This window comes from Jiella endophytica (genome assembly GCF_004519335.1).
GTDB classification, from domain to species: domain Bacteria; phylum Pseudomonadota; class Alphaproteobacteria; order Rhizobiales; family Rhizobiaceae; genus Jiella; species Jiella endophytica.
On record NZ_SOZD01000013.1, the window covers coordinates 35,390 to 49,743 of the forward strand.

General features: G+C 66.1%; 13 protein-coding genes and 2 pseudogenes. 14 read left to right on the plus strand and 1 reads right to left on the minus strand.

Annotation, left to right across the window (positions count from 1 at the left end; translation table 11 throughout):
- Position 1 precedes the first annotated feature (1 nt).
- The 7 genes and pseudogenes from E3C22_RS23100 to E3C22_RS23130 all read left to right on the plus strand — a co-directional run bounded on the left by E3C22_RS23100 (position 2) and on the right by E3C22_RS23130 (position 8,950).
- A complete protein-coding gene (locus E3C22_RS23100; RefSeq protein ID WP_134764248.1) occupies positions 2-1,003 on the plus strand; it encodes an ABC transporter ATP-binding protein in 1,002 nt (333 codons plus the stop codon).
- On the plus strand, positions 1,000-2,010 hold the full coding sequence (locus tag E3C22_RS23105) for an ABC transporter ATP-binding protein (RefSeq protein WP_134764249.1): 1,011 nt from the start codon (positions 1,000-1,002) through the stop codon (positions 2,008-2,010). The genes E3C22_RS23100 and E3C22_RS23105 overlap by 4 nt, the downstream gene beginning before the upstream one ends.
- A 250-nt stretch (positions 2,011-2,260) precedes the next feature.
- Complete coding sequence (locus tag E3C22_RS23110) at positions 2,261-3,616, plus strand: NAD(P)-binding domain-containing protein (protein WP_134764250.1); 1,356 nt, start codon at positions 2,261-2,263, stop codon at positions 3,614-3,616.
- 39 nt (positions 3,617-3,655) lie between these two features.
- A pseudogene (locus tag E3C22_RS23115) lies at positions 3,656-5,941 on the plus strand (trimethylamine N-oxide demethylase); the annotation flags it as partial.
- A 411-nt stretch (positions 5,942-6,352) separates the two neighbouring features.
- A complete protein-coding gene (locus E3C22_RS23120) occupies positions 6,353-7,102 on the plus strand; it encodes a YebC/PmpR family DNA-binding transcriptional regulator (protein ID WP_134764252.1) in 750 nt (249 codons plus the stop codon).
- Positions 7,103-7,394: 292 nt separating this feature from the next.
- Positions 7,395-8,573, plus strand: a complete 1,179-nt coding sequence (locus E3C22_RS23125) for a sensor histidine kinase (RefSeq protein WP_134764253.1) — start codon at positions 7,395-7,397, stop codon at positions 8,571-8,573.
- The gene (locus E3C22_RS23130; RefSeq protein ID WP_134764254.1) at positions 8,573-8,950 is read left to right on the plus strand and encodes a response regulator; all 378 of its coding nucleotides are present in this window, start codon (positions 8,573-8,575) and stop codon (positions 8,948-8,950) included. Before E3C22_RS23125 ends, E3C22_RS23130 begins: the two co-directional genes overlap by 1 nt.
- A 118-nt stretch (positions 8,951-9,068) precedes the next feature.
- Here E3C22_RS23130 and E3C22_RS23135 read toward each other — a convergent pair whose 3' ends face one another.
- Entirely contained in the window at positions 9,069-9,656 is a 588-nt protein-coding gene (locus tag E3C22_RS23135; protein WP_134764255.1) for a Uma2 family endonuclease, read from the minus strand.
- Between the two features lie 147 nt (positions 9,657-9,803).
- Between E3C22_RS23135 and ruvC the strand changes: the two genes are divergently transcribed.
- From ruvC to E3C22_RS23170, 7 genes and pseudogenes are all read left to right on the plus strand, one after another.
- Positions 9,804-10,322: a crossover junction endodeoxyribonuclease RuvC gene (gene ruvC / locus E3C22_RS23140; RefSeq protein ID WP_134764256.1), complete on the plus strand. Its 519-nt coding sequence runs from the start codon at positions 9,804-9,806 to the stop codon at positions 10,320-10,322.
- Positions 10,323-10,478: 156 nt separating this feature from the next.
- A complete protein-coding gene (gene lepA / locus E3C22_RS23145; protein ID WP_167591881.1) occupies positions 10,479-12,290 on the plus strand; it encodes a translation elongation factor 4 in 1,812 nt (603 codons plus the stop codon).
- Positions 12,291-12,548: 258 nt separating this feature from the next.
- Positions 12,549-12,871, plus strand: a pseudogene (locus E3C22_RS23150) (GIY-YIG nuclease family protein).
- A gap of 120 nt (positions 12,872-12,991) precedes the next feature.
- Positions 12,992-13,225: a DUF2283 domain-containing protein gene (locus E3C22_RS23155; protein WP_134764258.1), complete on the plus strand. Its 234-nt coding sequence runs from the start codon at positions 12,992-12,994 to the stop codon at positions 13,223-13,225.
- A gap of 75 nt (positions 13,226-13,300) precedes the next feature.
- A complete protein-coding gene (locus tag E3C22_RS23160) occupies positions 13,301-13,543 on the plus strand; it encodes a type II toxin-antitoxin system CcdA family antitoxin (RefSeq protein ID WP_134764259.1) in 243 nt (80 codons plus the stop codon).
- Positions 13,544-13,545: 2 nt separating this feature from the next.
- The gene (locus E3C22_RS23165; protein ID WP_134764260.1) at positions 13,546-13,842 is read left to right on the plus strand and encodes a type II toxin-antitoxin system RelE/ParE family toxin; all 297 of its coding nucleotides are present in this window, start codon (positions 13,546-13,548) and stop codon (positions 13,840-13,842) included.
- Positions 13,843-13,948: 106 nt separating this feature from the next.
- Entirely contained in the window at positions 13,949-14,251 is a 303-nt protein-coding gene (locus E3C22_RS23170) for a hypothetical protein (protein ID WP_134764261.1), read from the plus strand.
- Positions 14,252-14,354 lie beyond the last annotated feature (103 nt).

The following is a 14,354-nucleotide window of genomic DNA, read 5'->3' on the forward strand; positions in this document are numbered from 1 at the left end:
GATGGGTGACGAGCCGCTTCTGGAGGTCCGCGATCTCGTCGTCGAGGTCGACACCGGAAAGACAGTTCTGCCGGTGATCGACGGCGTGTCCTTCATCCTGGCCAAAGGCCGGACGCTGGGCATCGTCGGCGAATCCGGCTGCGGCAAGAGCATGACGGCGCTCGCCGTGATGCAGCTTTTGCCACCGGGCTTCCGCATCGCTTCCGGCGAAATCCGGTTCTGCGGCGAGGACCTTGCCCGGGTCGGCGAGCGCCGGTTGCGGGCGCTTCGCGGCAACGACATGTCGATGATCTTCCAGGAGCCGATGACCTCGCTGAATCCGGTCTACACCGTCGGAGACCAGATCGGCGAAACCCTGCGCCTGCATCAGCGGCTCGGCGCAGCGGCGGCCCGCCAGCGGACGATCGAACTGCTCAGATCCGTCCACATCCCGGCCGCCGAACGCCGCGTCGACGACTACCCGCACCAGCTTTCGGGCGGCATGCGCCAGCGGGTGATGATCGCCATGGCGCTGGCATGCAGGCCGAAGCTGATCATCGCCGACGAGCCGACGACGGCGCTCGACGTCACGGTCCAGGCGCAGATCTTCCGGCTTCTCGAAGAACTGCGCGAGGAGACCGGCACCGCCATCATCCTGATCACCCACGATGTCGGCGCCGTTGCGGAGATGGCCGACGAGGTGGCGGTGTTCTATGCCGGCAAGCGCGCCGAGTTCGGGCCGGTGGACACGGTTCTCTCCCGAGCCGCTCACCCCTATACGCGCGGCCTGATGGCGTCGACGCCGCGGCTTCGTCTCGGTCCCGCCGCCGCGGGGGCAGAGCCTGCCCTGAAGGAAATAGCCGGCGTGGTGCCGCCGCTTGGCGAATTCGAGCCGGGTTGCCGGTTTTCGCCGCGTTGCCCTCTGGCGGACCTTCGTTGCCGTGACGTGCCCCCACCCGAAGAGACGGTCGACCGCGACCATTCGGCACTCTGCTGGAAGACCGGGCTGGAGCTGGTGGCATGAGCGCCGACAGCCTGCTCAGGGTCCGCGATCTGGCAGTGCATTTTCCGGCCGGGCACCGCAACGGCCGCCGGCTCTTCGTCCATGCCGTCGACGGCGTCAGCTTCGACGTGAAGCGCGGCACGACCTTCGGCATCGTCGGAGAGTCCGGATCGGGCAAATCGACGACGGCACAGGCGGTGATGCGCCTCGTCGAGATCACCGCCGGCGAGATCGAACTCGGCGGCGTCCCGCTGTCGAAGCTGAAGGACGAGGCGCTGCGCTCTGAGCGCAGCCGCTTCCAGATGATCTTCCAGGACCCGTTCTCTTCGCTGGATCCGCGCCGGCGGGCAGGCGCGGCGGTCCGCCAGACACTCGACCTCCTCGGTGTTGGCGACCTGAAGCGCCGCGACGAGACGGTCGCCGAGATGCTGACGGCGGTCGGCCTTCACCCGTCGGCCGCCAGGCTCTATCCGCACCAGTTTTCCGGCGGCCAACGCCAGCGCCTGTGCATTGCCCGGGCGCTCGCCTCCCAGCCGGAACTCGTCGTCTGCGACGAACCGGTCTCGGCGCTCGACGTGGCGATCCAGGCGCAGATCCTCAACCTGCTGCGCCGCCTGCAGCGCGAGCAGTTCCTCACCTATCTGTTCATCAGCCACGATCTCGCGGTGGTTCAGAACATCTGCGACGAAGTGGCGGTGATGTATCTCGGCGAATTTGTCGAGAAGGCGCCGACGGATGCAATCTTCGGCGGCGCCCGCCATCCCTATACCTGGTCCCTGATGGCGGCTGCGCTGTCGCCCGAGCCGCGCGAGGGGCGCCGCCCGGACCGCTTCATCGTGGCTGGCGAGCCGCCGAGCCCGATCGATCCGCCGGCCGGTTGCCGCTTTTCGGGCCGGTGCCCCTTTGCCACCGAACGCTGCCACAGGGAGAAGCCGGCGCTGCGCGAACTGGCGCCCGGCCACCAGGTCGCCTGCCACTATGCCGAGACGCTTGACTGCCCGATACCGGCCCTTCGCCAGGCGGCTTAACCGGCGCTGCAAGCGTCTGCTGGTCGCACCGTTTGCCGCGATTTCCCGATCCGACAAGGCCGGCGAGCCATTCGTCGCCAACCGTCTCGCAGTCTCCCAATGTCGTCGGAGTCCCTCCCCTGCTATCGGTGCGCCGGACACGACCCTTCCAGCCTCACATTTATTTCTCCAAAAGAAAATTATTTGACTTTCTGGAACACGTGACGGAAGCTGATCGTCATCAAGCCACCGCACGGGTCAGGGGAAGGTCATGGTCGAAAGAGTCGCCATCGTCGGTGCGGGGCCGAGCGGCCTTGCCGCCCTCAGGGCCTTCGAGACCGCGCGGCGCGCCGGCGCCGACGTGCCGGAGGTGGTCTGCTTCGAGAAGCAGGCGAACTGGGGTGGTCTTTGGAACTACACCTGGCGCACCGGCCTCGACGAGTTCGGCGAGCCGGTCCATGGTTCGATGTACCGCTATCTCTGGTCGAACGGGCCGAAGGAGTGCCTGGAATTTGCCGATTACGGCTTCGAGGAGCATTTCGGCCGGCCGATCCCCTCTTATCCCCCCCGCGCCGTCCTCCACGACTATATCGCCGGCCGCGTCGAAAAGAGCGGCGTCAAGGCGTATGTCCGCTTCTCGACGCCGGTGCGCCACGTATCCTTCGACGAGAAGACGCAGACCTTCCAGGTGACGGCGAAGGACCTCGTCGCCGACCGCCACGTCACCGAAAGCTTCGACGTCGTCATCGTCGCCAACGGCCATTTCTCGGTGCCCAACGTGCCGGCCTTTCCGGGCATCGACAAGTTTCCCGGCCGCGTCCTCCACGCCCACGACTTCCGCTCGGCGGACGAGTTCGCCGGCAAGAACGTCCTCCTCGTCGGCTCCAGCTATTCGGCCGAGGACATCGGCGTCCAGTGCTACAAATACGGCGCCAGATCGATCACCTTCAGCTACCGCACCCGGCCGATGGGATTTCACTGGCCGGACGGCTTCGAGGAGAAGCCGCTGCTGCAGAAGCTTTCCGGCAGGACCGCCACCTTCAAGGACGGCTCGACGAAGGAGGTCGACGCAATCGTCCTTTGCACCGGCTACCAGCACAGCTTTCCCTTCCTGCCGGACGAGCTGCGCCTCAAGACCGCCAACCGGCTCTATCCGCTCGGCCTCTACAAGGGGATCTTCTGGCAGGACAATCCGAAGCTGATCTATATCGGCATGCAGGACCAGTACTACACCTTCAACATGTTCGACGCCCAGGCCTGGTACGCCCGCGACGTCGTCCTCGGACGCATCGCGCTTCCCTCGGCAGAGGAGCAGGCGGCCGACATCGCCGTCTGGCGGGCGCGGGAGGAGGCGCTGGAAAACCCGTTCCAGCAGATCGACTTCCAGACCGACTATGTCCGCGACCTTCTCGCCGCGACGGACTACCCGCATCTCGACGTCGACCGCGTCGCCGAACTCTTCAAGGAATGGGAGCATCACAAGCAGGAAGGCATCCTCACCTATCGCGACCGCTCCTATCCCTCGACCCTCACCGGCACACTGGCGCCGGTCCATCACACGCCGTGGATCAAGGCGCTCGACGATTCCCTCGAGGCGTTTCTCGGCGTCAGACAGGCCGCCGAATAGCTGAAAGGGGAAGGCGCGTCGCCGAGGAGCCCTGCGGCCATGACCATCTGGATCCCCGAGACCTCCGGACCAGAGCCGATCTCCGTCGGCCGTCCCTCTGCGGCGGTGGTGCGGGGCGGCGCGGTCCGGCTCGTCCGCCTGTCGGCGGGCGACCGGCTGACGGTGCGCGATCCTGAGGGCCGGCAGCCGGCCCATCTCCATCTCTTCGGCCCCGGTTCGGCGCTGCGCGGCCTGCCCGGCACCCCGGCGCCGCCCTTTCCCGATGCCATCCGTGCCCTTGCCGGCGGCGATGCCGCCATCGCGGCCGCCTCCCACGCGTCCGAGATCCACGGCGTCTCGCTGTTCGAGGCCGGCAGCCCCGCCGGCGCCTGCCTGACGCTCGAAGCCGTGGAGCCGGTGCTCTGCGCCATCGCAGCGCCGGGCGGGCCGATGGCGCCGCACGAGCAGGAGCCGGCGACCGACCTCGTCCTCGAGATCGTCCCCGCCGCGCCCCGCCTCGGCGACGTCCCGCCGCCCCTCGCCGATGCCGTCGTCCTCGATCTGCGCATCGATGCCGCCACCGCCGGCGCCTACCGGGTGAAGGCCGGCGACTATATCCAGATCATCGACGTCGAGGGGCGCCAGTGCTCCGACTTCCTCGCCTTCGATGCGGCAGACCTTGCGAAGGGCGAGGAGTTCGATCTCGACGCCACGGTGACCCGGACGCTGATGGGCAGGAGCTTTTCCGGGCCGGGCCTCCATTCGAAATATTTCGATCGCCGCATGCGCCCGCTGGTCGAGGTGGTGCAGGACACCGTCGGGCGCCACGACACCTTCCTGCTCGCCTGCAGCGCCAAATATTACGAGGACATGGGCTATCCCGGCCATTCCAACTGCACCGAGAACTTCAACCGCTGCCTCGAGCCCTATGGCGTGAAGCCGCGCGCCGGCTGGCCGGCGATCAACTTCTTCTACAACACCTTCGTCGACGAACATGACACCATCGGCATGGACGAGCCCTGGTCGCGGCCGGGCGACTACGTGCTTCTGCGCGCCCTCACCGACCTCGTCTGCGCCTCCTCCTCCTGCGCCGACGACATCGACCCGGCAAATGGCTGGCAGCCGACCGACATCCATCTTCGCGTCTATGACGGCAGGCTGGCCGATCTCGAACGCGGGAGTGCCCATCGCATGACGCCCGATGCCGAACCCCGCCTCAGCCGCGAGAGCGGCTTTCACCCGCGCACCTCGGCGCTCACCCGCAATTTCGAGGACTATCGCGGCACATGGCTGCCCACCGCCTATTCCGGCGAAGGGCCGATCGGCGAATACTGGGCCTGCCGCGAGCGCGCCGCCATGATGGACCTTTCGGCCCTCAGGAAGTTCGAGGTCACCGGGCCGGACGCCGAGGACCTGCTGCAGCTCGCCGTGCCGCGCAACATCCGGAAGCTCGCCGTCGGCCAGGTGGTCTATACGCCGCTCCTCTACGAGCATGGCGGGATGATCGACGACGGCACGATCTTCCGGCTCGGCGCCCACAATTTCCGCTTCGTCTGCGGCGAGGACTATTCCGGCCTGTGGCTGCGCCAGCTCGCCGAAAAACACGGGCTGAAGGTCTGGGTCAGGAACGCCTCCGGCCAGCTCGACAATATCGCCGTCCAGGGCCCGCTCTCGCGCGACATCCTCGCGCCCATCGTCGCGACGCCGCCGCACCAGCCGACGCTTTTCGAGCTGAAATGGTTCCGCTTCACCATCGGCCGGATCGGCGACATCCCGGTCGTCGTCTCGCGCACCGGCTATACCGGCGAGCTCGGCTACGAGATCTGGTGCCATCCCGGCCGGGCGGCCGAACTGTGGGACGCGGTGATGGCCGCGGGCAGGCCCTACGGCCTTGCCCCGATGGGGCTTGCGGCGCTCGACATGGTGCGGATCGAGGCGGGGCTGGTCTTTGCCGGCTACGACTTTTCCGACGAGACCGACCCCTTCGAGGCCGGCATCGGCTTCACCGTGCCGAAGGAGACGCCGGAACCCTATATCGGCGACGCGGCGGTCGCCCGCCGGCGAAGCGCGCCGCATCGCGTCCTCGTCGGCCTCGACGTCGCCGGCAACGAACAGGTCGGCCATGGCGACTGCGTCCATTCCGGCCGCGCCCGCATCGGCGTCGTCACCAGCGCGGTGCGCTCGCCCGTCCTCGGCAAGACCATCGCTCTGGCAAGGCTCGACGTCTCGATGGCGACGATCGGCACGGCGGTGGAGATCGGCAAGCTCGACGGTGAGCAGAAGCGCGTCGCGGCGAGCGTCGTGCGCTTTCCCCATTACGATCCGGAGAAGACCCGGGTCCGCGCCGAGGCCGGCAGGACAGCCGGAGCGCCCGCCCCTCAGGCAAGCCCCGCTTCGCCAAGCCCCGCTTCGGCGAGCGCCGACGACCCCCGCGGCAGCGCCCTCAGGACAAGCTGACCGGCGGCTTCCGCACTGACCGGGGCGGCCGGACCGGCCCGGCCGGACCGGCGCGCCTGCCATACCGCCGAGGATCGGCCCCATTCGAAGCCAGCGCATTTGCCCGCCGACGAACTCGCCGCCGCACCCTCACTTGCGCCGGCCCGCAGCACGCTTTGCGCCCGGCCCGCCGCCCGCAGCCTCACCTGCCGCGCCGCCCCAAATATCCTTTCAAAGCGATCATTCTGGACGGAAGCCGGAAGATTTTTTATATGACGGCGACGTTTCGACACCCAGATTTCGACAGAGCAGGTCCCCCGCATGGCCGGTCATTCACAGTTCAAGAACATCATGCATCGCAAGGGCCGGCAGGATGCCGTCCGCTCGAAGCTGTTCTCCAAGCTCGCCCGCGAGATCACCGTGGCGGCGAAAGCCGGCATGCCCGACCCGGACATGAACCCGCGCCTTCGCCTGGCGATCAACAACGCCAAGGCCCAGTCCATGCCGAAGGACAATATCGAGCGGGCGATCAAGAAGGCCGCCGGCGGCGAGGGTGAGAACTATGACGAGGTCCGCTACGAGGGCTACGGCCCCGGCGGCGTCGCCGTCATCGTCGAGGCGCTGACCGACAACCGCAACCGCACCGCCTCCAACGTCCGCTCCTATTTCACCAAGTCCGGCGGCGCACTGGGCGAGACCGGCTCGGTCGCCTTTATGTTCGACCGCGTCGGCGAGGTCGTTTACCCTGCATCCGTGGGCGATGCCGACAAGGTCATGGAAGCGGCAATCGAGGCCGGCGCCGACGATGTCGTCTCCGACGAGAACGGCCACACCATCATCACCGCCTTCGAGGACCTCAACGAAGTCTCCACCGCGCTGGAAGCCTCATTGGGCGAAGCCGAGAGCGTCCGCGCCATCTGGCGCCCCCAGACCGGCACCCCCGTCGACGAGGAAAAGGCACAGAGCGTCCTTAGGCTCATCGGCAATCTCGACGACGACGACGACGTCCAGAACGTCTATGCCAATTTCGAGGTCGACGACGCGGTGATGGCGAAGCTGTCGGCGGCTTGAGGGGAGCGTGGGGCGATCGGCTGCGGTTCCCTCCGGCTGCGCAAGGCAGCGATGACGTCGCCGCCGCTCCTGCGGCGATCGTGCGGTCTCTTGACGCTTGCCTTGCCTATCGGCGGGAATCTGTGAGCAATCCGATTGCGCGGGGATCGTCGCGCGCATAACAGTATGACACGGCTTGGATGAGCAAGTCCGCGAACCTGTCGGGAGCCCACGGTCCTGATGCCGTCTCATACCGCAGGATTTGTTCCCCGATGGTCTCTTCCCTTCATGACCGTTGACACAGGGCTTCGCAATGCCGGCTGATCCCGCCGAGGGCCGCACGGCGCATCCCCTCCTTGTCGGCGGCGGCCGGATGGGCGAGGCGATCCGCGCGTTCGACTGGTCGAAGACCTCGCTCGGGCCGATGAGCGCGTGGCCCCTGGCGCTTCTCAACACCCTGCGCACCGTTCTCGCGACGCGCCAGCCGATCTGCTTGTGGTGGGGGCCGGAGCTCCTGCAGTTTCACAACGATGCCTATCTGCCGATGCTGGCCGGACGGCCGGCCGATGCGCTGGGCGCGCCGTTTCGCAAATTCTGGGCGGATGTCTGGGGCGATGTCGAAGGTTTCGTCGACGAGGCGCTCGCCGGGCGCGGCACGTGGATCGAGGACCTGCCGCTGCAGATGGTCCGCGACGGCGAGGCGCGGCCGACCTTCTGGACCTTTTCCTACAGCCCCCTTCACGACGATGACGGCACCGTCGCCGGCCTGATCAACATCGTCACCGAGACGACGACGACCGTCCGGCAGAGGGCGGCTCTGGAGGCCGAGGCCGAACGCAGGATGGTCGCCCTTGCCTCGCTCAAGGAGGCCGAAAAGCGTCAACGCGTCCTCCAGCGCGAGCTGACCCATCGCATGAAGAACACCCTCGCAATGGTCCAATCCGTCGTGACGCAGAGCCTGCGCCACGCCACCGGCATCAAGGAGGGCGCAACGCTCGCCAGCCAACGCATCCACGCGCTGGCGAAGGCCCAGGACATGTTGACCGACACGAACTGGGAGGTCGCCGACATTGGCAATGTCGTCGAGGCGGCGGTCTCGCCCCACCGGGACCACCCGCACCGTTTCACGATCGACGGGCCGGAACACGACCTGACGGCCCAACAGGCCCTCGGACTGTCGCTGGCGCTGCACGAGCTCGGCACCAACGCCGCCAAATACGGCGCGCTGTCGACTGATGGAGGGGTCGTCGACCTCAGGTGGTCGGTCTCCGGCGAAGGCGCCCTTTCATTCCGCTGGAGCGAAGGAGGCGGCCCGCCCGTTGTTGCGGCACCCGAACGGCAGGGTTTTGGCACGCGCCTCACCACCCGCGTCGTCCCCTTCTATTTCGACGGCCATGCCGCGATCGAGTATCGCCCGGACGGCGTCGTCTATTCGCTCACGGGCGGCCCCCGAGTGGCGGAACCAAACCGGTCGGGAGCGCTTGCACCTTGATGGAAAATCTCTCCCCCGCCTCGCGTCTGACGATCCTCGTGGTGGAGGACGAGCCGCTCTTGCGCATGGATGTCGTTGACACGCTGGAAGACGCCGGATTCACCGTCCTCGAAGCCGCCGATGCCGACACGGCGCTGGCGATGCTGGAGGCCGGCAGCGGCGCCGACCTCCTCCTGACCGACATCCACATGCCGGGATCCATGGACGGCCTCGACCTCGCCCGCCGCGTCGAAAAGCGCTGGCCCGACATGGCGATCGTCGTCATGTCCGGCCACCGCCACCTCGAGGACCTTCCCCCGATGAGCGCTTTCCTCGCCAAACCCTTCGGCCCCGCCACCATCGTCGACACCATCCGCGCAACCGCCGCGCGGGGGTGAGTGGCTGCGGAGGGGGCGTGACGGTGGATGCGGGCAGGAATGCGCCTAATAGGACGTTCAGGCTGCCTTTGCGTGCTTCGGAAAGCGACCCTCTAGTGGTCATACCGTGACATATGAGTTAGCCGGAAATGCTCCCCACCCCCGTCTCCTCATAGACCTCCGCCATCCCCAGCTCGCAGCCGATTTCCGGCAATGCGATCGTCGCATCGAGGCCTTCGACGATTTCCGAGTGCCAGCCGCCCTCCCCGTCCCGGCGCCAGACGATGACCTCGCTCGATTCCGAGGCGACGAGAAGGACGACGCGGACGCTGTCGTTGGTCTTGTATTCCTCGACCTTGCGGAAGCGGTCAAAGGCCATGGTCGAAGGCGACAGCACCTCGAAAAGAACGCGGGGCTCGCCGGTTTCCATGGAGCGGTCCGGCCCGCCCTTGCAGTCGACGATGACGTCCGGCCGGCGGATGTTGCCGGACGGGTTCCTCACCGTCATGTCGTCGGTATGCGGGCGGCAGGGCTTGCCGCGCAGCTTTTGACGCAGAAGACTGAGAATGTTGAACGTGATGATGTCGTGCCGGCGGCTGGCGCCGGTCATCGCCTTTGCCGGCAGCACCGGGATGCCGTCCACCAGCTCGTAGTTCTGGTCCTGCTCGAGCTGCCAGGCGTAGAATTCCTCGGCGGTCATCCGCTTGATGGTCTTGGCTTCGCTCATCGCCGTCGCCTCCATTTCGGCGGATCATAGCGCGACGATTCGTTCCGCGCGAGCGATGTTCTCCTGCCCCGCGCCAGTCGTTTCATCTTTGTTCATGTTTCGTCTGTCCAATCGCCGGAGATTCGGATAAAGGAAGGTTTGAACAAAATGTTAACGGGGGCTCCCATCCGCATCATCGGCATCGATCCGGGCCTCAGGCGCACCGGCTGGGGCGTCGTCGAGACCCTCGGCAATTCGCTGCGCTTCGTTGCGAGCGGCACGGTGACGTCGGATGCCAAATGCGACCTCGCCTCCAGGCTCTGCCAGCTGCATGAGGGCCTCTCCGGCATCGTCCATTCCCACCGTCCGGACGAGGCGGCCGTCGAGCAGACCTTCGTCAACAAGGACGCCGTCGCCACGCTGAAGCTCGGCCAGGCCCGCGGCGTCGCACTGCTGGTCCCCGCGCTCGCCGGCCTTCCCGTCGCCGAATATGCGCCCAACGCGGTGAAGAAGGCGGTCATCGGCGTCGGCCATGGCGAGAAGAAGCAGATCCACATGATGGTGAAGGTGCTGATGCCGAAGGCGAGCTTCGACACCGACGATGCCGCCGACGCCCTCGCCATCGCCATCTGCCACAGCCATCACCGCCAGTCGGCGACGGCCCGGGCGGCGCTCGCCGGCCTCTGAAGGCCCCGGGACGGCCCTGGCGGTCCCGGCAGCCCCTGGTCGTCCGGTTGCGACCCTTCGCCTTTCCGCCGGGCCGCCGCGAAAACTCTCCCGCAACGCGAAATCCACCGCTTCCAAGACGCGTTAACTCTCTTTATATCGCGGGCCATGAGCACCATGCCCGCCGACACGCCGCTTTCGCGCATCCGCAACTTCTCGATCGTCGCCCATATCGACCACGGGAAGTCGACGCTGGCCGATCGCCTGATCCAGAACACCGGCGGGCTCGACACCCGCGAGATGAAGGATCAGGTGCTCGATTCGATGGATATCGAGCGCGAGCGCGGCATCACCATCAAGGCGCAGACCGTCCGCCTGCACTACACCGCCAAGGATGGCGAGACCTACGTCCTCAACCTCATCGACACGCCCGGCCATGTCGACTTCGCCTATGAGGTGTCGCGCTCGCTGTCGGCCTGCGAGGGCGCGCTCTTGGTGGTGGACGCGGCGCAGGGCGTCGAGGCGCAGACGCTGGCCAACGTCTATCTCGCCCTCGACAACGATCTGGAAATCGTCCCGGTCCTCAACAAGATCGACCTTCCCGCCGCCGAGCCCGACAAGGTGAAGGAGCAGATCGAGGAGGTGATCGGCCTCGATGCCTCCGAGGCGGTGATGATTTCGGCGAAATCCGGCATCGGCATCGACGACGTGTTGGAAGCGATCGTCCATCGCCTCCCCGCCCCGAAGGAGGGCGACCGCAAGGCGCCGCTGAAGGCGATGCTGGTCGATTCGTGGTACGACGCCTATCTCGGCGTCATCGTGTTGGTGCGCATCATCGACGGTGAGCTGAAGAAGGGCCAGACCATCCGGATGATGGGCACCGACGCCAAATATCCGGTCGACCGGGTCGGCGTCTTCACCCCCAAGATGGTGCAGGTCGACGCCCTCGGCCCCGGCGAGCTCGGCTTCATCACCGCCTCGATCAAGGAGGTCGCCGATACTCGTGTCGGCGACACGATCACAGAGGACAAGCGCCAGACCGAAACGATGCTGCCGGGCTTCAAGCCGGCCCAGCCCGTCGTCTTCTGCGGCCTCTTCCCGGTCGACGCCGCCGATTTCGACGACCTGCGCGCAGCCATGGGCAAGCTCCGGCTCAACGACGCCAGCTTCTCCTTCGAGATGGAATCCTCGGCCGCCCTGGGTTTCGGCTTCCGCTGCGGCTTCCTCGGCCTGTTGCATCTGGAGATCATCCAGGAGCGGCTGTCCCGCGAGTTCGACCTCGATCTCATCGCCACCGCCCCCTCGGTGGTCTACAAGATCCATATGACCGACGGCTCGGACATCGAGCTCCACAACCCAGCGGACATGCCGGACGTCGTCCGGATCGACCATATCCAGGAGCCCTGGATCAAGGCGACGATCCTCACCCCGGACGACTATCTCGGCAACATCCTCACCCTCTGCCAGGAGCGCCGCGGCATCCAGACCGACCTCTCCTATGTCGGCAAGCGCGCGCTCGTCGCCTATGAGCTGCCGCTGAACGAGGTGGTCTTCGACTTCTACGACCGGCTGAAGTCGATCTCCAAGGGTTACGCCAGCTTCGACTACCAGATGACCGATTACCGGGAAGGAGACCTCGTCAAGCTCTCGGTGCTGGTCAATGCCGAGCCGGTCGACGCGCTCTCCATGCTCGTCCACCGCACCCAGGCCGACAGGCGCGGCCGGGCCATGTGCGAGAAGCTGAAGGAGCTGATCCCCCATCACCTCTTCAAGATCCCGATCCAGGCGGCGATCGGCGGCAAGGTGATCGCGCGAGAAACCATCTCGGCGCTCAGAAAGGACGTGACCGCCAAATGCTACGGCGGCGACGCGACGCGCAAGCGCAAGCTTCTGGAAAAGCAGAAGGAGGGCAAGAAGCGCATGCGCCAGTTCGGCAAGGTCGAGATCCCGCAGGAAGCCTTCATCGCCGCGCTGAAGATGGACAGTTGATGCGACACGTTGCCCCTCCACCCTCATGGTGAGCTTGTCGAACCACGAGGGTGAAGCTTCAGCGGGTGCCCAGCGCCCCTCGCCCTTCGACAGGCTCAGGATGAGGGGCTACTGGGACGCTGATTGAAAGCCCTGCGGCGAAAACCCCTATTCTTGACGGACCGACGACCCAATTCGACGAAGCAGAACGGCGATCACGGCTTGCCGCGACCTGCCTCTTCCCTCATCCTGAGCCTGTCGAAGACGAGGGAAGAGGCAATGCTCGACGCCACCGTCTATATCCTGCGCTGCGCCGATGGCTCCTACTATACCGGACTGACGAAACAGCCGATCGAAACACGCCTCTGGGAACACAACGCAGGCGTTTACGACGGCTACCGAAGAAGCGCCGCCCAGTTGAACTCGTCTTTTCCGAATCCTACGACCGGATGCTCGACGCGATTGCTCGCGAGCGGCAGATCAAGGGGTGGACCCGAGCGAAGAAAGAGGCCCTGATCGCACACCGGTACCATTGCCTGCCCGCCCTGTCGCACAACAAAAACGAGCTTGACACGAGGCGATGGCTGGATCGCGATGATTGAGACACTGGATGCTGGCGACGAGTTTTCATCATGGCCGCATGCAGAAGCGCGTCCACGCCCTGAAATGGGTCGAGCGGCATGCGATGAGTGCCGATCCCCTCGCCCTTCGACAAGCTCAGGATGAGGGAATTTGGCGTCGCGTGCTGCCTCGTCCGCGCGGTCATGGTCGAACCCTTTCATACCCTCATGGTGAGCCTGTCGAACCACGGGGAAATCGGACCTTTCATTACCGACTACGATGCCGAAGGTCGGGTCATCGGCATCGAGGTCCTCTCCGCCAGCACGGTCCTCGCCCCGGGAGACTGGCAGACTGCAAAACTTCCGGGCAAGCGCGACGTCGACGCGGCGGAGTGAATCTGCCTCACGCTTGGACAGGCTCGCAACGACGCGCTATTCTGACGCCAGAACCGGATTTTCGGGGCCCCGTGCATGAACGACGTCGTCATCGACCCGGCCTTGCTGGCGGAAGCCGAAGCGCTCGACATCGACATTCCCGCCGCTGCGGCCAAGGGCGTGGAAGAAGCCGTCCGCGCGGCCCGAAAGTCGCGCTCGCGCGAGGATAAGATCGCCGCGATGCAGCGGCTGGTCGATGAAGCGTTGGCAAGCGGGATCGGCAGCCGCTCGCCGGAGGAGCTCTTTGCGGACGCTGAGGCGCGGGCCCGGCAGGGCTGAGCATGGGCTTCCGGCTCACGCCAGAAGCCGAAGAGGATATCGTCGCCATCGCCGAGGCCGGCATCCGCCTTTTCGGCCCGGCGCAGGCGCGGCGCTACCATGACGAACTCTTTGCCCTCTTCACTTTGATTGCCGGCAATCCGCATATGGCCCGCGAGCGAGAAGAATTGTCGCCGCCGGTCCGCATTCATCCCTTCAAGGCCCATCTCGTCGTCTATGTCGCAGAGAGCGGCACCGACATCCTCGTCATCCGGATCCGACATGGCCATGAAGATTGGCAAGCCAGCGATCCAGAGTGACCTTGCAACTGAACCGCAACGATCCCGGCCACCTTCGCTAACCTCGCGGCAACAAGGAAGCCCTCGACGGTTCGCGGCTCGCAGGGCGCTCGCGAGGGGGACGTGCGTGGCATCGTCGCAGGAGACTGGCGGGGGCGTTCATACCGAAAAACTCGACCGTCTGATCGCCGAGGCCTCCGCCTCCGGCGGCGCCGAGCGGGCGAACACCCCGCTCTTGGTCATCGGCCTCACCGACGCCCTCGGCCTTCCCCGCCCGCAGATGGCGTCTGCCGAAAACGCCCGCAACGACCACGTCTTCGGGCGCCAGATCGATTCCCCCCGTCCAAACGGCTCGCCGCCTTTCGCAAGCAGCGCCCCGCCGAACACGACGTCCAAGGCGCAGCGTCAGCAGTCCCCCTCATCCTTGTAACTCCAGCCTCGCATCATCTGGTATTGTTGATGGTGCGGAGATGGAGGGGACACCGTCTCATCCTCGGGCGAGAGAGCCCGGACCTCAGCTTGGTGTCCCTTCC

What these genes read in the sequence shown, in the direction of transcription:
- E3C22_RS23100 (WP_134764248.1), top strand. Translation starts at nt 2, where the DNA reads ATGGGTGACGAGCCGCTTCTGGAGGTCCGCGATCTCGTCGTCGAGGTC.
- E3C22_RS23105 (WP_134764249.1), top strand. Translation starts at nt 1,000, where the DNA reads ATGAGCGCCGACAGCCTGCTCAGGGTCCGCGATCTGGCAGTGCATTTT.
- E3C22_RS23110 (WP_134764250.1), top strand. Translation starts at nt 2,261, where the DNA reads ATGGTCGAAAGAGTCGCCATCGTCGGTGCGGGGCCGAGCGGCCTTGCC.
- E3C22_RS23120 (WP_134764252.1), top strand. Translation starts at nt 6,353, where the DNA reads ATGGCCGGTCATTCACAGTTCAAGAACATCATGCATCGCAAGGGCCGG.
- E3C22_RS23125 (WP_134764253.1), top strand. Translation starts at nt 7,395, where the DNA reads ATGCCGGCTGATCCCGCCGAGGGCCGCACGGCGCATCCCCTCCTTGTC.
- E3C22_RS23130 (WP_134764254.1), top strand. Translation starts at nt 8,573, where the DNA reads ATGGAAAATCTCTCCCCCGCCTCGCGTCTGACGATCCTCGTGGTGGAG.
- E3C22_RS23135 (WP_134764255.1), bottom strand. Translation starts at nt 9,656, where the DNA reads ATGAGCGAAGCCAAGACCATCAAGCGGATGACCGCCGAGGAATTCTAC.
- ruvC (WP_134764256.1), top strand. Translation starts at nt 9,804, where the DNA reads ATGTTAACGGGGGCTCCCATCCGCATCATCGGCATCGATCCGGGCCTC.
- lepA (WP_167591881.1), top strand. Translation starts at nt 10,479, where the DNA reads ATGCCCGCCGACACGCCGCTTTCGCGCATCCGCAACTTCTCGATCGTC.
- E3C22_RS23155 (WP_134764258.1), top strand. Translation starts at nt 12,992, where the DNA reads ATGAGGGAATTTGGCGTCGCGTGCTGCCTCGTCCGCGCGGTCATGGTC.
- E3C22_RS23160 (WP_134764259.1), top strand. Translation starts at nt 13,301, where the DNA reads ATGAACGACGTCGTCATCGACCCGGCCTTGCTGGCGGAAGCCGAAGCG.
- E3C22_RS23165 (WP_134764260.1), top strand. Translation starts at nt 13,546, where the DNA reads ATGGGCTTCCGGCTCACGCCAGAAGCCGAAGAGGATATCGTCGCCATC.